The sequence below is a fragment of the Micromonospora sp. D93 genome (assembly GCF_018070365.1).
Taxonomy (GTDB): domain Bacteria; phylum Actinomycetota; class Actinomycetes; order Mycobacteriales; family Micromonosporaceae; genus Micromonospora; species Micromonospora ureilytica.
In genome coordinates, this window is record NZ_JAGPXW010000003.1 from 216,770 (window position 1) to 238,589 (window position 21,820).

16 protein-coding genes are annotated in these 21,820 nt (G+C 71.7%); 11 read left to right on the forward strand and 5 right to left on the reverse strand.

The genetic code is table 11. The features are described 5' to 3' along the window. Positions 1-67: 67 nt before the first annotated feature. Entirely contained in the window at positions 68-1,804 is a 1,737-nt protein-coding gene (locus KBX71_RS05415) for a hypothetical protein (RefSeq protein WP_210816821.1), read from the reverse strand. Between the two features lie 366 nt (positions 1,805-2,170). Between KBX71_RS05415 and pseB the strand changes: the two genes are divergently transcribed. The 7 genes from pseB (at position 2,171) to KBX71_RS05450 (ending at position 9,535) form a co-directional block, all read left to right on the forward strand. Then, positions 2,171-3,154, forward strand: coding sequence for a UDP-N-acetylglucosamine 4,6-dehydratase (inverting) (gene pseB / locus KBX71_RS05420; RefSeq protein WP_210816822.1), 984 nt, complete (start codon positions 2,171-2,173; stop codon positions 3,152-3,154). Then, positions 3,151-4,308 carry a DegT/DnrJ/EryC1/StrS aminotransferase family protein gene (locus tag KBX71_RS05425; protein ID WP_210816823.1) on the forward strand — a complete coding sequence of 386 codons (1,158 nt, stop codon included), beginning with the start codon at positions 3,151-3,153 and terminating at the stop codon, positions 4,306-4,308. The genes pseB and KBX71_RS05425 overlap by 4 nt, the downstream gene beginning before the upstream one ends. A 10-nt stretch (positions 4,309-4,318) precedes the next feature. Beyond that, complete coding sequence (locus KBX71_RS05430; protein ID WP_210816824.1) at positions 4,319-5,167, forward strand: hypothetical protein; 849 nt, start codon at positions 4,319-4,321, stop codon at positions 5,165-5,167. Next, the gene (locus tag KBX71_RS05435; RefSeq protein WP_210816825.1) at positions 5,157-6,983 is read left to right on the forward strand and encodes a class I SAM-dependent methyltransferase; all 1,827 of its coding nucleotides are present in this window, start codon (positions 5,157-5,159) and stop codon (positions 6,981-6,983) included. Before KBX71_RS05430 ends, KBX71_RS05435 begins: the two co-directional genes overlap by 11 nt. Then, the gene (locus tag KBX71_RS05440; protein WP_307846968.1) at positions 6,980-7,741 is read left to right on the forward strand and encodes a glycosyltransferase family protein; all 762 of its coding nucleotides are present in this window, start codon (positions 6,980-6,982) and stop codon (positions 7,739-7,741) included. The genes KBX71_RS05435 and KBX71_RS05440 overlap by 4 nt, the downstream gene beginning before the upstream one ends. After that, positions 7,738-8,832 carry a PseG/SpsG family protein gene (locus KBX71_RS05445; RefSeq protein WP_210817033.1) on the forward strand — a complete coding sequence of 365 codons (1,095 nt, stop codon included), beginning with the start codon at positions 7,738-7,740 and terminating at the stop codon, positions 8,830-8,832. The genes KBX71_RS05440 and KBX71_RS05445 overlap by 4 nt, the downstream gene beginning before the upstream one ends. Before the next feature lie 67 nt (positions 8,833-8,899). Next, positions 8,900-9,535: an alpha-ketoglutarate-dependent dioxygenase AlkB gene (locus KBX71_RS05450; protein ID WP_210816826.1), complete on the forward strand. Its 636-nt coding sequence runs from the start codon at positions 8,900-8,902 to the stop codon at positions 9,533-9,535. 11 nt (positions 9,536-9,546) lie between these two features. Here the strand turns inward: KBX71_RS05450 and KBX71_RS05455 are convergent, their stop codons facing one another. Beyond that, positions 9,547-12,294: a BTAD domain-containing putative transcriptional regulator gene (locus KBX71_RS05455; RefSeq protein WP_307846969.1), complete on the reverse strand. Its 2,748-nt coding sequence runs from the start codon at positions 12,292-12,294 to the stop codon at positions 9,547-9,549. A 333-nt stretch (positions 12,295-12,627) separates the two neighbouring features. Between KBX71_RS05455 and KBX71_RS05460 the strand changes: the two genes are divergently transcribed. Continuing rightward, entirely contained in the window at positions 12,628-13,197 is a 570-nt protein-coding gene (locus tag KBX71_RS05460) for a peptidoglycan-binding protein (protein WP_210816828.1), read from the forward strand. Positions 13,198-13,272: 75 nt separating this feature from the next. After that, positions 13,273-13,719: a hypothetical protein gene (locus KBX71_RS05465; protein ID WP_210816829.1), complete on the forward strand. Its 447-nt coding sequence runs from the start codon at positions 13,273-13,275 to the stop codon at positions 13,717-13,719. A 146-nt stretch (positions 13,720-13,865) separates the two neighbouring features. Here KBX71_RS05465 and KBX71_RS05470 read toward each other — a convergent pair whose 3' ends face one another. From KBX71_RS05470 to KBX71_RS05480, 3 genes are all read right to left on the reverse strand, one after another. After that, entirely contained in the window at positions 13,866-14,384 is a 519-nt protein-coding gene (locus KBX71_RS05470) for a TrmH family RNA methyltransferase (protein WP_307846970.1), read from the reverse strand. 245 nt (positions 14,385-14,629) lie between these two features. Beyond that, a complete protein-coding gene (locus tag KBX71_RS05475) occupies positions 14,630-17,113 on the reverse strand; it encodes a DNA topoisomerase (ATP-hydrolyzing) subunit A (RefSeq protein WP_210816830.1) in 2,484 nt (827 codons plus the stop codon). Positions 17,114-17,145: 32 nt separating this feature from the next. After that, positions 17,146-19,203 (reverse strand): type IIA DNA topoisomerase subunit B, encoded by a 2,058-nt coding sequence (locus KBX71_RS05480; protein ID WP_210816831.1) that lies wholly within the window; start codon positions 19,201-19,203, stop codon positions 17,146-17,148. A gap of 339 nt (positions 19,204-19,542) precedes the next feature. On the opposite strand from KBX71_RS05480, the gene KBX71_RS05485 reads away from it, so the two are divergent. Both KBX71_RS05485 and KBX71_RS05490 read left to right on the forward strand, forming a co-directional pair. Continuing rightward, positions 19,543-20,799 carry a hypothetical protein gene (locus KBX71_RS05485; protein WP_210816832.1) on the forward strand — a complete coding sequence of 419 codons (1,257 nt, stop codon included), beginning with the start codon at positions 19,543-19,545 and terminating at the stop codon, positions 20,797-20,799. 141 nt (positions 20,800-20,940) lie between these two features. Beyond that, positions 20,941-21,804, forward strand: a complete 864-nt coding sequence (locus tag KBX71_RS05490; protein WP_210816833.1) for an alpha/beta fold hydrolase — start codon at positions 20,941-20,943, stop codon at positions 21,802-21,804. Positions 21,805-21,820: the final 16 nt, after the last annotated feature.

Below are 21,820 nucleotides of genomic sequence, written 5' to 3' on the forward strand. Positions count from 1 at the left end.
TAACCGGCCGTGCTCCCGGTGGACATCCGCCGTTCACGAATAGCGGTGTCCACCGGGGCGCGGCGGATCAGACCCGCCGCCAGGCCGCCCAGTGCTGCGCCGGGTTGCCACCGAGTCGAACGAAGCCGTACGCCGTGCCGTTCCAGTCGTCGGCCTGCCCGGGTGCCCAGCGGGCGAACACCACCTGCGCCGCGGCCGGCGGCTGCCCGACGCCGAACCACCGGACGTCGGTCCAGGTCACCTGGTGGCTGAGGTTGAACCGCAGGACGTAGTGCACGCCGGTCGAGGCCCACACCCGCTCGCCGGGGCGTACGCCGACGTCGGCCACCCGGGGTGTCGGCGCGGTGCTCGCGGCGGCCGGTTGCACGATCCGTTTGTCGATCACCTGCATGGTGACGAGGTTGACCACCACGAGGGCGCCGAGGATCGGCAGCCGCAGGCGGGGCACCCGGACCGCGGCGACGAGCAGCGCACAGCCGGCGATGCCGACCAGTGAGCCGACCACCGGTCGCAGCTCCCGCCAGCCCCCGGTCAACGCCACCAGGTCCGGCGCGCTGAAACCGCCGTAGCGCAGCTGGTGGCCCTGGCTGGCCACGTACGCGAGTCGGGCCGCGACAAGCGCGCCGCCACCGACCAGCAGCGCCACCGCGACGGCCGCCCGGCGCAGCACCACCCGCCACCCGGCGGTGAACAGCACTCCCAGCCCGACCAGCAGCCAGAACGGCGCGAGCATCTGCACGTAGCGGCCGTAGATCGCGTCCAGCGGTTTGCCGGTGATGCCGGACAGGATCACCGACGCGCCGCCGGCCACCCCGACGGTCACCACAAGCGCCACGCCCATCGTCCAGCGGGCCGCGTCGCCGTGCCGTGGGCGCCACAGCTCGCGCACGGCTCCGGCCCAGGCCACCCCCGCCATTCCGAACGTGATCACCACGAGGTACCAGAGCTGGGTGGTGACCGCCGCGCTCACCCGGGCCACCCCCTGGGCGGAGGCGAGCGCCTCGAGCGTGCTGCCGCCGGGGGTGCTGCCGAGCAGGTAGACCTTGCCGCCGAGGTGGCGGATGGCGGCCTCGTTGACGAGCGCCATGGCGAGGACCGGCAGCAGCGCCGCGAGCACCACTGGCGGGTTGATCCGTCGACGGATGAACAGCAGCAGGACCAGCCCGGCGTGTACGGCCACGATCACCAGGCCACGGGAGTGCAGCAGGTGGAACCCGCCGACCAGCAGGCCGACGGTGGCGGCGGCGAGCGGGCCGGGCCGGGAGATCCAGCGGTGCACGGCGAGGAGCCAGGCGACCACCAGCGGCGCCATCACCGCGTCGATCATGGCGACGCCCGCGTAGAAGGCGGTGGCCGGCAGGGTGGCCGCCCCGACCGCGCCGAGCAGCGCGTACGAGCGGCGCAGCTGGAACAGCCGGCGACCGAACAGGTACGCCAGCGGCAGCAGCGTCGAGTTCACCATCGCGTTGATCAGTTGGACGATCCGGTAGCTGTCGGTGAAGTCCCGGTCCCCGAGGAACGCCGGCGAGATCAGCATCGGGTAGCCGACCCGGCGCAAAAGGTCGTTCTCGCTGCTGAAGCCCCCCGGGCCGCCCGCGAGCGCGCGGGCGGTGTTCAGGTAGCTGTCCTCGTCGGTGTGCGCGATCGGCAGCACGATGTGCCGGGACCACCACAGCCGCCAGGCCACGCTGAGCACCCAACCGACGACCAGCAGCAGCGGCACGAGCCAACGCCGGGCGGTCGGGCCGCTCGGCGTCTCGGCCGCCACCACCGGCCGTTCGATCACGTCACTACCGGGTGCCATCAACGCCTCCAGAATTGCCGGCCGGACCGGGCCCACGCCGACCCGACGGGCCCGCCGGCCGGCGTCGGTGACGCACGGGGTGACCCGCTCGCACCGAGCCGGTGTGGATGTCGGGTGAACGCGGGACCCGGCTGGGCGCAGGGGCCGCCGGGTCGTTCGCGCGGTCACTGTAGCGGCCCGATCCGGCCAGGTCAGCCCACATCCGGGGCGGTCGGAAGTGTTCGCCTACGCGGTGTCCGGCATTCACGGGAGCAGAGGTTGCGGTTCACCCGCGAGCGCCGAGGAGTTAACCCGCCATGGCTAGCGTGTCACCCCGGTCGGCCGGCCCAGGGCCGCTCGTTCATCCACGAACACGGGAGCCCCACATTGAGTGAGTTGAATGGATCGTCCATTCTGATCACCGGAGGAACTGGTTCCTTCGGCAGGACGTTCCTCCGGCACATCCTCAACGAGGCCGACCCCGCCAGAGTGGTGGTGTTCTCCCGCGACGAGCTCAAGCAGTACGAGCTGCGTCAGCAACTCGGCGACGACCCGCGGCTGCGCTGGTTCATCGGCGACATCCGGGACCGGCACCGCCTGACCCGGGCCATGCACGGCGTGGACCACGTGGTGCACGCCGCCGCGTTGAAGCAGGTGGACACCGCGGAGTACAACCCCTCGGAGTACATCGCCACAAACATCACCGGCTCCCAGCACGTCGTCGACGCGGCGATCGAGGCCGGCGTCAAGAAGGTCATCGCGCTCTCCACCGACAAGGCGTCCAGCCCGATCAACCTGTACGGCGCGACGAAGCTGGTCGGCGACAAGCTGTTCGTCTCGGCCAACCACTACGCCGCCCAGCACCCGACCCGGTTCTCGGTGGTGCGCTACGGCAACGTGGTGGGCAGCCGCGGCTCGGTGGTCCCGCTGTTCCGTCGGCTGGCCGCCGAGGGCAAGAGCCTGCCGATCACCGACAAGCGGATGACCCGCTTCTGGATCACCCTGGACCAGGCCGTGCAGTTCGTCATGGACTCGTTCGACCAGATGCAGGGCGGCGAGCTGTTCGTGCCGCGGATCCCGAGCATGCGCATCCTCGACCTGGTCGAGGCCGTGGCCCCGGACGCCACCACCCACGAGATCGGGATCCGGCCGGGCGAGAAGCTGCACGAGGAGATGATCGCGCCCGACGACAGCCGGCGGACGCTGCGCGCCGACGGCCGGTTCATCGTCCAGCCCACCATCGCCACCTGGGGTTACCAGGCGCCGGTGGACTGCGACCCGGTGCCGGACGGCTTCGCCTACCAGTCGGACACCAACGACGAGTGGCTCACCGTCGAGCAGTTGCGCGACATGCTCGGCATCAACGGATGACGGGGATGCTCCCGTACGGCCGGCAGTCGATCAGCGAGGACGACGTCGCGGCCGTCGCCGACGTGCTGCGCGGCGACTGGCTCACCACAGGCCCGCAGGTCGACGCCTTCGAGGCCGACCTCGCCCGGTGGACCGGCGGGGTCGGTGTCGCCGCCGTCTCCAACGGCACCGCTGCGCTGCACGTGGCGTACGCGGCGGCCGGAGTGGGACCGGGCGACGAGGTGGTCGTCCCGCCGATGACGTTCGTGGCGACCGCCAGCAGCGCGGTCGCCCTCGGCGCGACCATCGTGTTCGCCGACGTCGACGACGAGACGTTCTGCCTCGACCCGGCGGCGGCCGCCGCCGCGGTCACCGCACGGACGAAGGTCGTCGCCGCTGTCGACTACGCCGGGCACCCCGCCGACTACGACGCGCTGCGCACGTCGGTCGAGGGCAGCGACGCGCTGCTGCTCGCCGACGCGGCGCACTCGATCGGCGGGACGTACCACGGTCGGCCGGTCGGTTCGCTCGCCGACCTGACCACGTTCTCGTTCTTCCCCACCAAGAACCTGACCACCGCCGAGGGCGGCGCCGTCGCGGCGCTGGACCCGGAGATCCTGAGGCGGGCCCGCCGGTTCCGTGGCGTCGGCGTGGTCCGCGAACGTGACGACCTGCGTTTCCCCGACGAGGGTGGCTGGCATCAGGAGGTGCACGAGTTCGGGCTGAACTACCGGCTACCGGACGTGCTCTGCGCCCTGGGCCGCAGCCAACTGCGTCGGCTCGGCGAGTTCACCGCCCGCCGCGCCGCCCTGGTCGCCCGCTATGACGAGGCGCTGGCCGACCTGGACGGCGTGCTGCTGCCGACCCGCAGGTCGTGGGCCGACCCGGCCTGGCACCTCTACCCGATCCGGGTGCTCGACGGTCGCCGTCGCGAGGTGTACGACCGGATGCGGGCCGCCGGCATCGGGGTCCAGGTCAACTACCTCCCGGTGCACTGGCACCCGGCCTTCGCCGACCTGGGCTACCGGCGCGGATCCTGCCCGGTGGCCGAGTCGTTCTACTCCCAACAGCTGTCGCTACCGCTCTACCCGGGGCTCAGCGACGCCGACCAGGACCGCGTCATCGACGCGCTGACCGCCGCGGTGCGGGTCGGCTCGGTGCGTTCCGCCGCCTGATGGGAACCTGATGCACCACGCCAACCACTTCTACGGCCACGCGCACGTGCTGGCCCGGTACGCCGGCCTCGGCGACCGGCACCCACCCCGGATCAACGGGTACGTGCAGCACGGCTGGAACATCGGTGACGGCCTCGCCCCCGGCCACCCGTACGCCGAACGCACCCCCAGCCTGCTCTGGTCCGAGCAGACCCGCCGCCGGGCCTGGTCGGTGGGGCGACGCAACGTGGTCGTCATCGGCGCGCCGTTCAGCTACCTGCTGGCCCTGCGACCCGAGGAACCCCCGGCGGAGGAACGGGAGGGCACCATCTGGTACCCGTTCCACGGCTGGGAGGGTCAGCACGTCAAGGGCGACCACCGCAAACTGATCGCCCTCATCCAGGACACCGAGCCCGGTCCGGTCACGGTCTGCCTCTACTGGCACGAGTACCGGATGCGCAACGTGCGCCGGCTCTACGAGCGCGCCGGGTTCCGGGTGATCTGCCACGGCTACCGGGGACACTGGTGGAAGGACACCGACCCGGAGTTCCTCGACCGACAGCTCACCGAGCTGCGCCGTCACCGCCGGGTAGCATCCAACCGGCTGACCAGCGCGATCTTCTACGGCATCGCGGCAGGGTGCGAGCCGGCGGTCTACGGCGACCCGATGATCCTGTCCAACGAGGACCCCACCTTCGGCGGCACCGCCCGGATCCGACGGCAGTGGCCACAGCTGCACGGCACCAGTGTCGACCTGCCCACCGCTGTCGAGATCGCCCGCGCCGAGTTGGGCACCGACCACCGCTGCACGCCCGCCGAGCTCCGCGAGCTGCTCGGTTGGGCGCACCTCCAGGAGGAAGAGGAAGACCGTGACGACTGAGACGGCACCCGCCGGCCGGATCACCCTGCCGGGCGGCGAGATGCTGGCCTGGTCGGACCTGCCGCAGGAGCGGCTGGCCAACGGTGGACCCCTCGCCGCGCTGGCCGCCCGGCTGGTGCCGCCCGGCGCCCGGGTCCTGGTGGCCGGTCCACACGACCCGGCGTTGCTCGACAGGCTCACCCATGCCGAGGTGACCTGCCTGCTGCGCAGCCACCCGGACGCGGTGGCGCTGGCGCACCGGGCGGCCCGCGTGGTGGTGGGTGGCCCGGGCGGGCTGCCCGACGACGAGACGTACGACGTGGTGATCGCGGCCGCCGGGCTGGACCCGGTGGAGTCGGTGGAGGGTGCCCGGCTCGGCTGGGACGGTGTGCTGGCCCGACTCGCCGCCGCGGTACGACCGGGTGGCGCGTTGCTGCTGCGCCTGGACAACCCGCTGGGCCTGCACCGGCTCGTCGACACCACCCCCTGGTACGCCCTCCGGGACGACTCCGCCTGGATGATCGGCGGCGTGTTGGACCGCGCCCACCCGGCCAACCGGGACCAGCTGCGCGAGCGGCTCCGCGCGGTGGGGCTGCGGCCGGCCGCGTGCTGGGCCGCGTACCCCGATGTCAACACCCCGACGGCGCTGCTGGACGCCGACCACCTCGACCGGGACGCGGGCTCCGGTCTGTTCGACGCGGTGCTGCACGGCGCCTGCGCGGGGGGTTTCACCAGCGCCACAGTGCTCCAGGACCCGGCCCGGCTGGCGGTGGACGCGCTGCACGCCGGACGCGCCGCCGACCTCGCACCGAGCTGGCTGACCCTCGCCCGCCGGCCCGCCGACCCCACGGACCCGACCACGCCGACCGCCGATCCGGACCTGCCGGTGGCTCTCGTGCAGACCGGTCGCCCCGGGATCGGCGTGCTGGAGGTGCTGCACGGCCCCTCCGGCTGGCGCTGGGGGCTCATCCCGGCCGTCGACGCGACGACGCCGGCCGGAGCGCCGTTCGCCAGCCGCGAGGCTGCCTACCGGGACGTGGACGCGCTGTCCGGGCCGGTGCCGTCCGGCCGGCTGCTGCGTACCCTGCTGCTCGACGCGGCCCTGCGCCGCGACCTGGCCACCCTGCGCGCGCTGCTGCACGGGTACGCGGGCTGGCTCGCCGACCAGGCCGACACCGACGGTCGGATCGCCGGCGCGGCGGCGCTGGCCGGCACCGACAACGTCGTGGTCGACGGCGAGCGGTACGCGGTGCTCGACCCCAGCTGGCGGGCCACCGCCGCGCTGCCCGCCGACGTGGTGCTCGCCCGCGGCCTGTGGCGCTTCGCCGCGGGCCTGCTCACCGGCGGGTACGCCCATCCGTGGTCGTCCACACTCGACGTCGCGGGCCTGACCGTGGTGCTCGGCGGCCTCGCCGGCCACGACCTCGACCGCGCGACAGTCGACGAGGCGGTGGAGGCCGAGGCGGCCATCGCCGCCGCGCTACACGGGTTGGACGCCGGCGGCACTGTCGACCTCGCCACCGAGCTGCACGCCGTCGCGCCGACCGACCCGCCGGTCGGCGGGCACAGCTACCAACAGCTGCGCGAGGCGTGGCTGCGCCAGCGCGAGGAACTCACCCGGTTGGCCGCGCTGACCGCGTGGACCGAGGAACTGCTCACCTCGCGGGAACGGGCACTGCGCCGGGCCGAGACGACGATCGGCCTGCTCAGCGGGTCGCTCAGCTACCGGGTGGGCCGGCTCGCCATCACCCCGGCCCGGCTGGCCAAGCGGGGCGCCCGCGCCGCCAAACGCCGGGCCACAGCGGTGCTCGCCCCCAAGCAGGAGGAGCAGCAGTGACCGGCGTACTCCCCACGGACGACTCCGGGCCACGGATCGTCGGCATCGTGCAGGCGCGCATGGGTTCGTCCCGACTGCCCGGCAAGGTGCTCCGCCCGCTCGCCGGACGGTCCGTGCTGGGCCGGGTCGTACGCGCCGCCCGGGACAGTGGCGTCCTGGCCGACCTGGTGGTCGCCACCAGCACCGACACCGTCGACGACGCGGTGGCCGTCGAATGCGCGCGGCTCGACGTGCCGTGCCACCGCGGGTCGGTCGACGACGTGCTGGACCGCTTCCTGGGCGCCCTCGCGGCACACCCCGGGGACGCCGTCATGCGGTTCACCGCCGACTGCCCCCTGCTCGACCCGGAGATCATCACACTGGTCGCGTCGGTGTACCGGGCGGTCCCCGGGCTGGACTACGCGAGCACGTCGATCGCCCGGACCCTGCCCCGCGGGCTGGACGTCGAGATCATCCGAGCGGAGACCCTCCGCACCCTGGGCCGGCTCGCCACCGACCACCACCGGGTGCACGTGACCTCGTACGCGTACACCCACCCGGAGCTGTTCCGGGTGCTCGGGGTGACACTCACGCCGGACCGCTCCGCGCTGCGGCTGACCCTCGACACCGAGCAGGACTGGGCGCTGGTCAGCGCGATCATCGACCACTTCGGTGACGTCAGCGTGCCGCTCGCCAAACTTGCCGACTGGCTCGACGGTCAGCCCCGGCTGCGCTCGCTCAACGCCGACGTACGACAGAAGCAGCTGGAGGAGTCCTGAGCACCCTGAGGGTCGGGTTGCGCTGCGACGCCGGGCCACGGCGCGGCGTCGGCCACCTCGTCCGCTGCCTGGCGCTCGCCGAGGAGTTCCTCGCCCGGGGCGCCGACGTCACGGTGTTCGGCACCGTCGAACGCCTCGACTGGGCCACCGCGGAGCTGGCCGCCCGGGGCATGCCGCTGCTCCCCGGCCCGGACTCGGCGGCCGAACTGGTCGAGACGGCCCGCCGACACGACCTGGACGTAATGGTCCTCGACTCCTACGAGCTGGACCCGGCCGGTGCCGGCGCCCTACGCGCCGCCGGCGTGAACACCCTCGCCATCATCGACGGGGACAGCCGAGGCCAGGTCGCGGACCTCTACCTCGACCAGAACTTCGGAGCGGAACTGCCGGGCCCGGGTGCCGAGACGGGCCCGGATGCCGGGGTGGGGTTGCCCGGCCGGCTGCTCGCCGGGAGCGGGTACGCCCTGCTGCGCGACACCGTGATCAGCGCCCGGCCACCGGTCGCCCCGCCCGCCACGGCGGTCGGCCGCCCCCGGGTGCTGGCCTTCTTCGGCGGCACCGACGCGGTCGGCGCCGCCCCGGTCCTGACCCGGGTGCTGGTGGCCACCGGTCACCCGATGGACCTCACAGTCATCGTGGGGCGACCCGAGATCGAAGCCGAGGTCGAGGACGTCACCCCCGGCCGGGGGCAGATCATCCGACCGGTCCCGCCCACCACCTCGCTACCGGCACTGATCACCGAAGCCGACCTGGTGGTCAGCGCCGCCGGCACGTCCACCTGGGAACTCTGCTGCCTCGGCGCACCCACTGCACTGGTCTGCGTGGTCGACAACCAACGTGAGTCGTACACCCGGGTGGTGCGACACGGCCTGGCCGCCGGCCTCGGCGAGCTTCCCGAGCTGACCGCCGGCGGCGTCGCCGGACGAGCCGCCCGCGCGACGGCGGCGCGGACCCTGCACGGCCTGCTCAACTCGCCGCAGCGGCGCACGACGCTCGCCGCGCGAGCCTGGTCCACTGTCGACGGGCAGGGCCGGGCGCGGGTCGTGGACGCGGTGTTCGACGCTGTACGCGCCGCCGCCGTCACCGGCTGACCGCAGCCGGCCACGGCCCCGACACACGGCTAGCACGGGTGTACGAAAGTGCTGCTAGGGTGGTTGCATGACGCCTGCCGCCTACCAGCCGTCGATGCTCGACCTGGCCGACGCCGGGCCGACCCTGGGGCCACTGCCCGGCCAGATCCGCCGGCACCAGCTCAGCCGAGGCGCCTGGGTCGACCACCTCCCCGGCTGGGTGCGCGGCTCCGACACGGTCCTCGACACCCTGCTCACCGAGGTGCCCTGGCGTGCCGAACGGCGCACCATGTATGAGACCGAGGTCGACGTGCCCCGCCTGCTCTGCTGGTACGACGGCGCGCGGCAACTCCCCCACCCCGTGCTCACCGCCGCGCAGGCCGCACTCAGCGCGCACTACGCGCCCGAGCTGGGCGAGCCATTCGTCACCGCCGGCCTGTGCCTCTACCGCTCCGGGCGCGACAGCGTGGCCTGGCACGGCGACACCATCGGCCGCTCGGCGCACACCGACACGATCGTCGCGATCGTCTCCTTCGGAGCACCCCGACCGCTGCTGCTACGCCCACGCGGCGGCGGCGAGAGCCTGCGCTTCCCGGTGGGCCACGGCGACCTGATCGTCATGGGCGGCTCCTGCCAACGCACCTGGGAACACGCCATCCCCAAGACCACCCGCCCCGTCGGCCCGCGGGTGAGCGTCCAGTTCCGCCCCCACAACGTCGCCTGACTGTGGCTCGGCTAGGACGGAATCAGACGTTCGAGGCGGCGGCGGACCTCCTCGGCTGCGGGGTCGCCCACGTCCTCATAGATCCGCGCGGCCAGGCGCCAGGCGACGGCGGCGGCGTTCCGGTCACCCATCCCTTCCCGGGTTTCCCCGAGTCGGATGAGGGTCTCAGCCTCGTGATACCGGTCGGCGGAGTCGCGAAAGAGTTCGATCGCCTGCTCGTAGCAGTTGGCCGCGCGGTCGCGTTCACCGAGGCGGTCGTAGGCGAAGCCGAGGCTGTCCAGCGTCGCGGCCTGACCGTTGCGGTCGTCGGACAGTCGTTGCTGGTCGAGGGCCGCGGTGCAGCTGGCGATGGCCTGAACATAGTCGCCGGTGGTGGCGAGTAGCCAACCGATCGCGTTGAGCGTCCGGGCTTCGCCCGCGTGATTGCCGACCGACCGGTAGAGCCGCAGCGCCTCGCGACCGTGTGCGAGCGCCTCGTCGAGCCGACCGTCCAGGTAGCAGAGTTCGCAGTAGTTGTGCAGCGTCTGGGCCTGGCCGATCGGGTCGCCGAGACGTTCGTGCAGCTCAAGCGCGCGCTTGAGCCGGTCCTCGGCCGTGGTGCGGTCGCCCAGTCGGGTCAGCGCGCGGGAGACCAGCCGGTTGGCGACGGCCTGACCGGCGATGTCGTCGATCTTCTCCGCGGCGCCCAGCGCGACCTCTTGGATGGCGAGCTGGTCCTGCCACAGCCCGCGCGGTGCCACGAAGGTGGTCAGCGCCCACGCGATCTGCCAGGCGTACGCTTCGAAGCCGTTCTCGGCAGCCTGTCGGACGACCCGGACCAGCACTCGATGCTCCGCCGTGAACCAGGCGAACGCGCCGTCGTGATCGGTCACCGCCCGCCTGACGGGTACGGGCAGCGGCGGCATCGGCTCGATCGGGGGCCACTGCGGCTGAAGGAGCCGGGCGGCCGGATAGGCGGCGTGCAGGTAGTGGTCGTACAGGCGCTGTCGGGCTGCGCCGTGTTCGTCGCCACGCTCCGACGACTGCGCGAGCTCGGCCGCATACGCGCGCAGAAGATCGTGGAAGGCGAACCGGCCGGGCGCGTGCTCCGCCAGCAGATGCAGCCGGGTCAGTTCCCGCAGGATCGGAGTAACGGCCGCGGCCGACACACCGGCGAGCGCCGAGGCCGCTGCGGTGGTCAGGTCCGGGCCCGGATGCAGCCCCAGCAGGGTGAACAACCGGGCCGCGTCCACCCCCAGGGCCAGGAACGACCACGAGAAGACGCGCCGGACGTCGCCGTCGGCCAAGGCGTCCAGCCTCGCCTCGGCCGAGTGCAGTTCGGCGGCGATCGCGCTGAGCGGGAACGTGGGATGGGTCGCGACACGCGCCGCCACTATCGACAGTGCCAGCGGAAGCCGGCCCGCGGCCTCGATGATGTCGGCCACCGCCACCGACTCGGAGGCGAGCCGGCTGACCCCGAGACGCCTGGCCAGCAGGCTCCTCGACTCCTCCACCGTCAGCACGTCCAGTGTCAACGGCGTGGCACACTCGGCGGCGATCAGGCCGCCGAGCCGGTCACGGCTGGTGACCACCACCATGCAACGGCCCGCACCGGGCAGCAGGGCGCGCACCTGGGCGGAGTCGCGAGCGTTGTCGAGCACCAGGAGCATCCGGCGGGAGGCCAGCAGGCTGCGGTAGAGACCAGTCCGGGCCTCCATGTCGGAGGGTATCCGGGCGTGGGGCACGCCGAGCGCTTCGAGGAAACCGGACAGGGCGTCGGGCGGTGACACCGCGCCGGCTTCGTCGTAACCGCGAAGGTTCACATAGAGCTGGCCGTCCGGGAAGCGGTCGGCAACCCGGTGCGCCCAGTGCAACGCCAGGGCCGTCTTGCCGACTCCGGCCATCCCGGACACCACGGAGACGGCCACGCCCGTCGGCCCGTCAGCCCTGCCGTGCAGAAGCCCGTCGAGGCCCGCCAACTCGGCGCTGCGTCCGACGAACTCCGGCACCGCACGCGGCAGTTGCTCGGGGTGCTGGATGAGCGGCCCCACTGTCGTCTCCGGCGCCGGCAGGTCCGGCCCCACTGGCGGTTGGGCCGTCAGGCCCGGGCGGTGATGCAGGATGTCGTCGTACAGCGTGACGAGCTCGGGCGCGGGATCGAGGCCAGTCTCCTCCGCCAGCGTCTGCCGGGCCTGCCGGAAAGCATCCAGTGCGCCGGCTACGTCTCCGATCCGGTACAGGCTGAGCATCAACTGGCCCCATGCCCGCTGCCGCAACGGATGCCGGTCGAGCAGGCCGCGCAACCGGTGCACCACGTCGGCCGATGCGCCGAGGGCCAGCACCGCCTCGGCGTAGTCCTCCTCGACGAGCAGCCGGCGCTCCTCCAACTGCGCCACCCGCCGAGCCAGCGCCGAGCGCAGCGGCAGGTCGGACAGCGGCGCACCACGCCACAGGCGCGCCGCGGCCGAGAGTTCGGCCTCGGCCCGGTCCAGATCGGAAACGGCCAGCGCCTCGCGGCCCCGCGCCGCCGCGGCGTCGAACAGGTCCAGGTCCCGTTCGCCTGGGCCCACCCGCAGCAGGTAACCGCCGGCCGCAGCGGTTATCCCGTCCCAGGTCACCCCACCGCCCAGCGACCGCCGCAACCCGCGCACATAGGTGCGCAGGTTCGCGGCGGCCGACGCCGGCTCGTCGTCACCCCACAGCATCGCGGTCAACTCGTTGGTGCCGACGACCTCATTCGGGCGCAACAGCAGGGTCGCCAGCAGCAGACGCTGCTTCACCGATCCCAGTGGAACCAGCCGGCCGTCGCGGTACACCCGGAACGGGCCAAGGAGTTCGAAACGCAACCAGGCACCTCACATGTGGGCGCTGCCATGTGCCGCCACGCGTACCGCACCCGGACAGGCGGGCGAGTAGATGAGCTATGCGTGAGTTGTGCGGCGGTTGTACCGGCCCCACCGTACCTTCTCCAAGGGGGGCCTCGGAGCGGTGGGGGCGGGTGGACCCTCCCCACCGCCCCCTACCCGCGCACCGATCGCCAGCCCTGGTTGCACGACGCTGCCGCGACGCCCCAGCACCGTTGCCCCCTTCTGATTCCCGACCAGAGGAGACACATGTCGTCGCTCCGCTCCACCCGCCGCATCCTCAAGAGAGTTGCCGTGCCCGCCATCGGCGCGGCGTTGGCCATCGGCATCAACGTCACCATCGCCACGCCGGCCGCGGCCAGCGGCTCCTACACGGGCAGGGCGTACGTCCATGGCACCGGCGGGGTGTCTGACGACTTCGATGACGAAGGCGTCACCAACGTCACCACGCACCGCAACTCGAACGTCGCCTGTCTCTGGCAGACCATTCTCTGGGCGAACGGCTACCTGCCCTCGTCCGGGGTCGACGGCGTCTTCGGCGACCAGACCGATGCCGCGACGAGGAACTTCCAGCGCGACAAGGGCCTCTCAGCGGATGGCTCCGCAGGCCGGAACAGCTGGACGAAGGCCGGCGACAAGCTGGTGCAGCACGACAACCAGAACGGTTGGCTGTACGTGGTGTACCACGGGGCGACGGGTTCCAGGAGCCCGTACGGCTCGCACCAATTCGTCCTGCAGCGTTCGCCCGACGGAAACTACCGGTTCTACCCGCAGGGCGGCGGGCCCTACTGGGCCGCCTACAACTCCCGCACCTGCTGACCTCGGCCAGCACCGCGACGTGGCGGATGCCGGGCCAGCCTGTGCGCCGATCCGGGAAAAATACCGACAGATGGAGTGACGAGCATGGAGCAGAGCAGGCGGAACGGCGTCTCGCGTCGCGGGCTGATCCGAGGCGGGCTGCTGGCGGTGGCGGCATCGGGCGTGGCGGTGGTCGGTTTCGCAGGCCCGGCGAGCGCGGCCGTGGTCAACCTCGGCCTTGACAAGCAAGGTGCCAAACGGATCCAGCGGTGGATCCTCACCATGTACGGCTACAACGGCGCGATCGACGGGGCGCTAGGGACCAACAGCTGGAAGGCGATGCAGCGCTACCTGGCCAACTGGCCCGACCAGCCCTCTCCGTACCGGGGCGCCATCGACGGAATCGTGGGAGCCGGGACGATCGTGTCGCTACAGGCCAACTTGAAGAAGTTCAAAGGCTACACCGGTGCCATCGACGGCATCGCCGGGCCGGGGACCAAGGCGGCGTTCTGGCGCAAGGCCTACTCCAACCCGGCGGTCTGACCGGGTACGCATCGCGAGTGGCCCGACCGCCACGCGGTGACCAGCGACTCGCAAGGTAGGTCCGGACGCGGGGGTCCGGTTATCCGGATCTACCTTGCGGTTCTCCGGCCTGATCGCCATTGATCCAGCGGCGACCGGGCGCCGTCCTAGAGGAGGCCGGCCAGTTTGTAGAGGACCAGGGAGCCGGCCACCGCGACGTTGAGGCTGTGGCCATGGCCGACCATGGGAATCTCCACCGCCGCGTCCAGATGGTCGAGCGCCTCGGGCGGGATGCCTGTCGCCTCGTGCCCCAGCAGCACGACGGTGCGGCCCCGAGCGGCGGGCAGATCACCAAGCCGGACGGCCTCATCGGCCAACTCCACCCCGAGGACCCGCGTGCCGGCGGCCCGTTCGGCGGCCAGCCAGCTCAGCGGGCTGCCGACCCGGTGAACGCAGCCCGGCCGGCGCAGCGTGTTGCCCCGGGCCACGGCCTCGTCCACCCAGCGGAACGGAGGCACGGCGAGGCAGGCGCCGACCGCGTCGCACGTCCGCAACAGGGTGCCCAGGTTCGCGCCGTGCATCGGCCAGAGTGGGGCGGCGACCAGGTGACCCCAGCAGCGATGTGGCCGGGGACGGCGGGCTGCGCGCAGCTCACGCCTGGGCCGGACCCGGATGGCGGCGCTCACGCCGCGCCGGCGACTCCGCCGGACAGAGAAGAAATCATGTTGAGGGGCGCTTCGCGGTGCACCCGGACCCTCACCGACAACAGAGGCCCCACCATACCGCGCTGGCGGACACCCCCACTGCCCAAGATCGTGCTCGATCCAGGATCGAGTGGTATCACCGCGTCGGTGACACCACTACTTCCAGGATCGAGCAAGATCTTGTTGCCGGGGGCGCCAGACGGGCCGGGCGCGACAACGCGGGTGGGTCAGTCGCGTTCGATCAGGTGGCCCACCACAGTTGGGCCGAGCATCACCGCGAAGCCACTGCCGTCGCGGCGCGGGTCCGCCGCGGGCAGCTCCACCGGGTCGCCGGTGGCCGTCGCGCCAACCGGTCGCGGGCCCACCCAGGCGACGGCCACGTCCGTCTCACCCTTGAGGAAGCGGTGCGCGCGCACGCCGCCGGTCGCCCGGCCCTTCGCCGGGTACGACTTGAACGGCGTCACCTTGACCGTCGCCCCGGTGGAGGTGACCACCATCGGCTCGCCATGCCCCGGGTCGTCGGTGCGCAGCGCCCCGAAGAACGCCACCCGTGCACCGGCCGGCAGGTTGATGCCGGCCATGCCACCGCCCTTGAGGCCCTGCGGACGGACCAACCCGGCGGGGAAGCGCAACAGTGACGCCTCCGAGGTGACGAAGGTCAGCGTCTCGGTGCCGTCGGTCAGCCAGGTCGCCCCGACCACCTCGTCGCCGTCGCGCAGACCGATCACCTCGAACTCGTCGGAGCGCACCGGCCACTCCGGCGCGCAGATCTTCACCGCGCCCTGCCGGGTGCCCAACGCCAGCCCCGGTGAGCCCTCCGCCTGCCCGCCGAGCGGGGCCAGGCCGACGACAGTCTCCCCCGCCGCCAACGGCACCAGCTCGGCCGCGGACATGCCGCCCCGCAGTGACACAGTGCCCGCCTGCTCGGGCAGCACCGGCAGCGGCAGGACGTCGACCTTGAACGCCCGACCGGCGCTGGTCAACAGCAGCACCCGGCCACGGGCGGTGGAGTGCGCGATGGCGCGTACCGTGTCGTGCTTGACCCGGCCGTTGCGGCGGCGCCCCTCGGAGCTCTCCTCCGACTCGGCCGCGGTCCGGGCGACCAGCCCGGTAGCGGAGAGGATCACCTGGCACGGGTCGTCGGCGACCTCCAGCGGGCCGGCCGGTGCGGACGCCGCCAGCACCTCCTTCAGGTCACCGTCGACAAGCGTCGTACGACGTTCGGTGCTGAACTGCTTGACCACGGCGGCCAGCTCGTCGGAGACCACCTTCCTGAGCACCCGCTCGTCGTCGAGGATCTTGCTCAACTCGGCGATCTCGGTGCGCAGCCGCTCCTGCTCGGCCTCCAGCTCGATCCGGTCGAACTTGGTCAGTCGGCGCAACGGAGTGTCCAGGATGTACGTCGCCTGGATGTCGGAGAGGCCGAACCGGCTCATCAGCCCGTCCTTCGCGGCCTGCGCGTCGTCGCTGCCCCGGATCAGCCGGACCACCTCGTCGATGTCCAGCAGAGCGATCAGCAGACCGTCGACCAGGTGCAGCCGTTCCTGGCGCTTGCGCCGACGGTACGAGGTGCGCCGGGTGACCACCTCGTACCGGTGGGCCAGGAAGACCTCCAGCAGCGCCTTGAGGCCCAGCGTGCGCGGCTGCCCGTCGACCAGGACCAGGTTGTTGACGCCGAACGACTGCTCCAGCGGGGTCAGCCGGTAGAGGTCGGCGAGCAGCGCCTGCGGGTTGACCCCCACCTTGCACTCGACGACGAGCCGGGTGCCGCTCTCCCGGTCGGTGAGGTCCTTGACATCGGCGATGCCGGTCAGCCGCTTGGTCTTGGTGACCTCGTTGGTGATGGCGGCGATGACCTTCTCCGCACCGACGCCGTAGGGCAACTCGACCACTGTGATCGCCTGACGGCCCCGGCTGCCCTCGATCGGGCCGATCTCCACCTTGCCGCGCATCCGCACCACGCCACGCCCGGTCTCGTACGCCCGGCGCACCTCGTCCAGGCCGAGCAGCACCCCACCGGTGGGCAGGTCGGGGCCGGGGACGAACTCCATGAGTTTGTCCAGAGTGGCGTCCGGGTGGTTGATCAGCCAGCGGGCCGCGGAGACGACCTCCGCCAGGTTGTGCGGGATCATGTTGGTGGCCATCCCGACCGCGATCCCGGACGCGCCGTTGACCAACAGGTTGGGGAAGGCGGCCGGCAGCACGGTCGGCTGGGTCAGCGACCCGTCGTAGTTGGGCTCGACATCGACGGTGTCCTCGCCCAGCTCACCGACGAGCAGCATGGCCTCGCGAGACATGCGTGCTTCGGTGTAACGCGATGCCGCCGGTCCATCGTCTGGGGATCCAAAATTTCCATGCCCGTCGATGAGTGGCACGTTAAGGGAGAAGTCCTGGGCGAGGCGGACCATCGCGTCATAGATCGCCGTGTCACCGTGCGGATGGTACTTTCCCATTGTATCCCCGACAATTCGGGCAGACTTCACGTGCCCGCGATCCGGGCGGTAGCCCTGCTCGTACATCGACCAGAGGATGCGCCGGTGCACGGGCTTGAGGCCGTCCCGTGCGTCGGGCAGGGCGCGGGAGTGGATGACCGAGAACGCGTACTCCAGATAGGAGTCGGAGACCTCGGTGACCAGCGGGTTGTCGTAGACCCGCGCGCCGGCCTGGTCGAACGAGGAGAGGTCGACCTTGTTTTCCTTACGGCGTGCCATGACTCAGCTCTCCATCGAAACGGAACGGGCGCTCATGCGTCGATCGCATCCCGGTCGACGCGGTCGGCGGAGTCGATCAGCCAGTTGCGGCGTGGCTCGACCTTCTCCCCCATCAGCAGTTCGAGGATGCGTTCGGCGGCGTCGACGTCGTCGAGGGTGATCCGGCGGACGGCACGGGTGGCCGGGTTCATCGTGGTGTCCCACAACTCGTCGGCGTCCATCTCACCGAGACCCTTGAACCGTGGGATGGGCGTGACGATCTGCTTGCCGGACTTCTCCAGCTTGCGGACCGTCGTCTCCATCTCGGCCTGGGTGTAGGTGTAGACGGTCTGCGGACTGCGCCCCCTGGTGGTGATCTTGTGCAGGGGCGGCATCGCGGCGTAGAGCCGGCCGGCCTCGATCAGCGGCCGCATGTACCTGGCGAACAGGGTGATCAGCAGCGTACGGATGTGGGCGCCGTCCACGTCGGCGTCGGCCATGATCAGCACGCGGCCGTAGCGCAGCGCGGAGAGGTCGAAGGTGCGCCCCGAGCCGGCGCCGAGGACCTGCACGATGGCGGCGCACTCGGCATTGTCCAGAACCTGCTGGAGGTTGGCCTTCTGCACGTTGAGGATCTTGCCGCGGATCGGCAACAGCGCCTGGTATTCCGAGGAACGGGCCATCCGGCTCGTGCCCAACGCGCTGTCGCCCTCGACGATGAACAGCTCGCTGCGATCGATGCCGGTGGCCCGGCAGTCGACAAGCTTCGGCGGCATGGACGCGCCCTCCAGGGCGGTCTTGCGCCGGGCGGCGTCCTTCTGTTGCTTCTGGGTGAGTCGCACCCGGGCGGCGTCGACGATCTTCTGCAGGACGGTGCGCGCCTCGGCCTTGGTGCGCCGGTCCTCCAGCCAGGTCTTGATGTGCGCGTCGACCAGGGACTGGAGAACCTTGGTGATGCCGGTGGTGGAGAGCTCGTCCTTTGTCTGCGAGGTGAACTGCGGCTCGGGGATCCGCACGTGCACCACAGCGGTCATACCCTCCAGGACGTCGTCCAGGGTGGGCGGCTCCTCCTTGGCCTTGAGCAGACCGCGGGTGTTACGGATCGCGTCGGCGAGCGCGCGGACGAGGGCCCGCTCGAAGCCCTTGCGGTGGGTGCCGCCGTGCGCGTTGCGAATGGTGTTGGTGAAGCATTCGACGGTGCGCTCGTAACCGGTGCCCCACCGGAACGCCACCTCGACCTCGGCGCGCCGCTGCACGTTGGACTGCATGACACCGTTGGCGTCGGCGGCGTTCTCCCGGTAGGTGCCCTCGCCGTTGACCAGCAGGGTGCCGGAGACCGGCCGGTCGCCGGCCGGGGCGAGGAACTCCACCATGTCACTGAGCCCGTTGGGGTAGTGGAACCGCTCCTCGGCGGGCGTCTCGCCGGTCAGGTCGCGGAGCAGGTAGGTCACGCCGGGGACGAGGAACGCGGTGTTGCGCAGCTTCATCCGGACGGCGTCGACGTCGAGCGCCGCGCCGGTCTCGAAGTAGCGGGCGTCGTGCCACCAGCGGATCGAGGTGCCGGTGCGCTGGCCGCGCTTCATGGCGCCGATCACCTGGAGCCCGGGGCCGGCGGTGAAGCGGGCGTCCGGCCCGTCGCCGTCGAAGATGCCCGGGACGCCGTGCCGGAACGACATCGCGTGGACCTTGCCGGCGCGACGGACGGTCACGTCGAAGCGGTGGGACAGCGCGTTGACCGCCGACGCGCCGACGCCGTGCAGACCGCCGGAGGTCTTGTAGCCGGAGCCGCCGAACTTGCCACCTGCGTGCAGCCGGGTCAGCACCAGCTCGACGCCGGAGATGCCGGACTTGGCGTGCACGTCGGTGGGGATGCCCCGGCCGTCGTCGTCGACCTGCACCGAGCCGTCGGCGTGCAGGATCACCTCGACGTGGCCAGCGTGACCGGCGACACCCTCGTCGGTGGAGTTGTCGAGGATCTCGTTGACGAGGTGACCCACGCCACGGCTGTCGGTGGAACCGATGTACATGCCGGGCCGCTTGCGGACAGCGTCCAGCCCCTCAAGGTGGGTGAGGTCATCGGCCCCGTACAGGGTGTCAGGCTCTGCGGTCAACTGGTCGTACTCCCCGGTCTCGGCGGTGTGCTGCCGGTCACCGGCGACATCAGCCGGCGTGGCGCGCCGCAGCGAGCCTAGCCCGAGGCTAGGACAACCACCGGAGGACCTACGCGACCCGCCGCGCGCGGCCGTCCAGACGTGAGCCAACGAACAACCGGCCGGTGATCATGGGGCTACGCAGAGACACCACCCTTCCGCGCCCGGGTACGGCGTCATGTCTACGGGCGCGTGTCTTTCGTCGAACGAATCTGTTACGGGCCATTGACGCCTGTCGCGCAGGGGTGATCTGATCGCGCTCTCAGAGAATCTTTCATCTTTCGATGGATGGGGGCCCCCATGCCCAGGTTCCGCCGTACCGCGCTCGCCGCGGGACTAACGATCGCCATGGCCGCGTTGTCGACCGCCGTCGCGCTGCCCGCACCCGCGTCCGCCGCGTTGCCCACCGCCGCGGTGGCACTCGGGGACAGCTTCATCAGCGGCGAGGGCGCCGGGGCGTACACCCCGGTGGTCGACGTCAACGGAGTCAGCCAGGGCTTCCCGGGTTGGACGGGGGCGAACAACAACGCGTTCTTCTGCCACCGTTCGGCGAACGCCTCGCTCAACCAGGCCAACCTGCCGGGCATCCAGAACCGGTTCAACCTGGCCTGCTCCGGTGGTCAGCCCCACGACATCGCCAACGCCTCCCAGGCGCGGACCAACGGTCGTACCGTGGCCTCGCAGCTGAGCCAGCTGCGCGCCGTCGCGCAGACCCAGGACATCGACCTGGTGCTGGTCGGCCTCGGTTCCAACAACAGCTCGTTCACCTTCGGCAGCGTCGCGGAGAAGTGCGCCAACCGGTTCATCGCCGACGCGTGGACGGGCTGGTGGGAGTTCTGGGCGTACCTGAACGGCCCGGTGGAGCAGAAGCCGTGCAGCGACGCCGACCTGGCCACCGCCGCGCAGATCAGCGCCGCGACCGCGGAGACCACAGCGGCCGTACGCCAGATCCTGACCACCCTCGACCAGGTGGACGCGGACGGTCAGCACCGGGTGGTGTTCCAGGACTACACGAACCCGCTGCCGCTGGACCTGAACCAGCAGTTCCACGAGGAGGACAGCCGCGACGACACCCGGGACAAGTTCCGTGACCTGGGTGCCGAGCGGTACGCGGCCGGTTGCCCGATCCACCGGGCCAGCCTGGCGCCGGGGCACCGCTTCTCCCAGGGTCTGGGCGGCATCGTGAAGTCCACCCGGGACACGCTGGCCGCCGAGTTTCCCGCCGACGACCTGGTCTACCTGAACGTGCAGCAGGCCTTCAACGGTGCCCGGCTCTGCGAGCAGACCAGCAGCCCGAGCGGCGCGTTGGCCACTCCGATCCGGCTTCAGGACGGCGCGACCGGCACCTTCGTCACCAGCCTCGCCGGCAAGGACAAGATCGCCATCCAGCGGATCGCCAACACCTGCGTCAGCTACTTCCAGACCTGCCAGGAGTCGTGGCACCCGAACGCCACCGGGCACCAGGTCCTCGGCCAGTGCCTGAGCGGCGCGGCCTCCACGAGTGCCCGTTCGGTGGCCTGCGTCCGGGCCAGCAACGGGACGATCTCGGTCTCCTGACCGCGGCGCCAATCGGAGGGCTCCGCCGTTCGGCGGGGCCCTCCGTCGCGTCCGTCGAGCGCGCGGCGCATCCGCACGGCGCGGCAGTCGCCCGGCCGCCTGGTGCTACCCGCCGGTAACGTCTGGCCGTAGGCTGAGCCGGTGAACGGGGACCCGGAGTACGCGCAGGAGTTCGTCGACGTCGACCGTGGCCGGCTGGGTGTCCAGGTCTACCCGGAGCCGGCCGGGGTGACGGGTGCGCCGGTGGTGGTGATCTGGCCCGCGATGGGGGTCCGGGCCCGGTACTACCGGCCCTTCGCCGCCGCGCTGCGCGCCGCCGGGCTGGCCGTGGTCGTGGCCGACCTGCGCGGCACCGGGGAGAGCACGCCCGCGCCGAGTCGGGCGGACCGGCACGGTTACGCCGAACTGGCCGACGACGTCGGCGCCGTCCAGGCCGCTCTCAAACCGCGACTGGACGGTCGCACCCGGCTGCTTCTCGGGCACTCGCTCGGCGGGCAGGCCGCACTGCTGCACCTCGCCCTGCACGGCGGCGACGAGGTGGACGGGTTGGCGCTGATCGCGGTCGGCATCCCGTACTGGCGGACCTACCCGGGCCGGCGCGGCCTCGGCGTGCTGCCCTACACCCAGGGGATCGCCGCCACGGCGGCCCTGCTCGGGGTCTGGCCGGGTTGGGGCTTCGGCGGTCGGCAGGCACGCGGGGTGATCCGCGACTGGGCGTACACCGCGCGGACCGGCCGGTTCCCCCGGCTCGACGGTACGGACACCGAGGCGGCGGTCCACGCGGTGCGGACCCCGGTACTGGCCGTCAGTGTGGACGACGACCAGTTCACCCCGCACGAGACCATGGACCACCTCTGCGCGAAGCTCGGCAACGCGCCGGTGACCCGTGAGCGGTACACAGTGGCGCAGGCCGGGGCGACGTTGGACCACTTCACCTGGGTCCGCGCGGGTGCCCCGCTGGCGCGGCGGATCGCCGGTTTCGTCGGCGACCTGCCGCCCCGCTGAGGCGTACCGGCCGGTC

Coding starts and splice junctions, on each gene's coding strand:
- KBX71_RS05415 (WP_210816821.1), bottom strand. CDS start 1,804: ATGGCACCCGGTAGTGACGTGATCGAACGGCCGGTGGTGGCGGCCGAG.
- KBX71_RS05425 (WP_210816823.1), top strand. CDS start 3,151: ATGACGGGGATGCTCCCGTACGGCCGGCAGTCGATCAGCGAGGACGAC.
- KBX71_RS05430 (WP_210816824.1), top strand. CDS start 4,319: ATGCACCACGCCAACCACTTCTACGGCCACGCGCACGTGCTGGCCCGG.
- KBX71_RS05450 (WP_210816826.1), top strand. CDS start 8,900: ATGACGCCTGCCGCCTACCAGCCGTCGATGCTCGACCTGGCCGACGCC.
- KBX71_RS05460 (WP_210816828.1), top strand. CDS start 12,628: ATGTCGTCGCTCCGCTCCACCCGCCGCATCCTCAAGAGAGTTGCCGTG.
- KBX71_RS05475 (WP_210816830.1), bottom strand. CDS start 17,113: ATGGCACGCCGTAAGGAAAACAAGGTCGACCTCTCCTCGTTCGACCAG.
- KBX71_RS05485 (WP_210816832.1), top strand. CDS start 19,543: ATGCCCAGGTTCCGCCGTACCGCGCTCGCCGCGGGACTAACGATCGCC.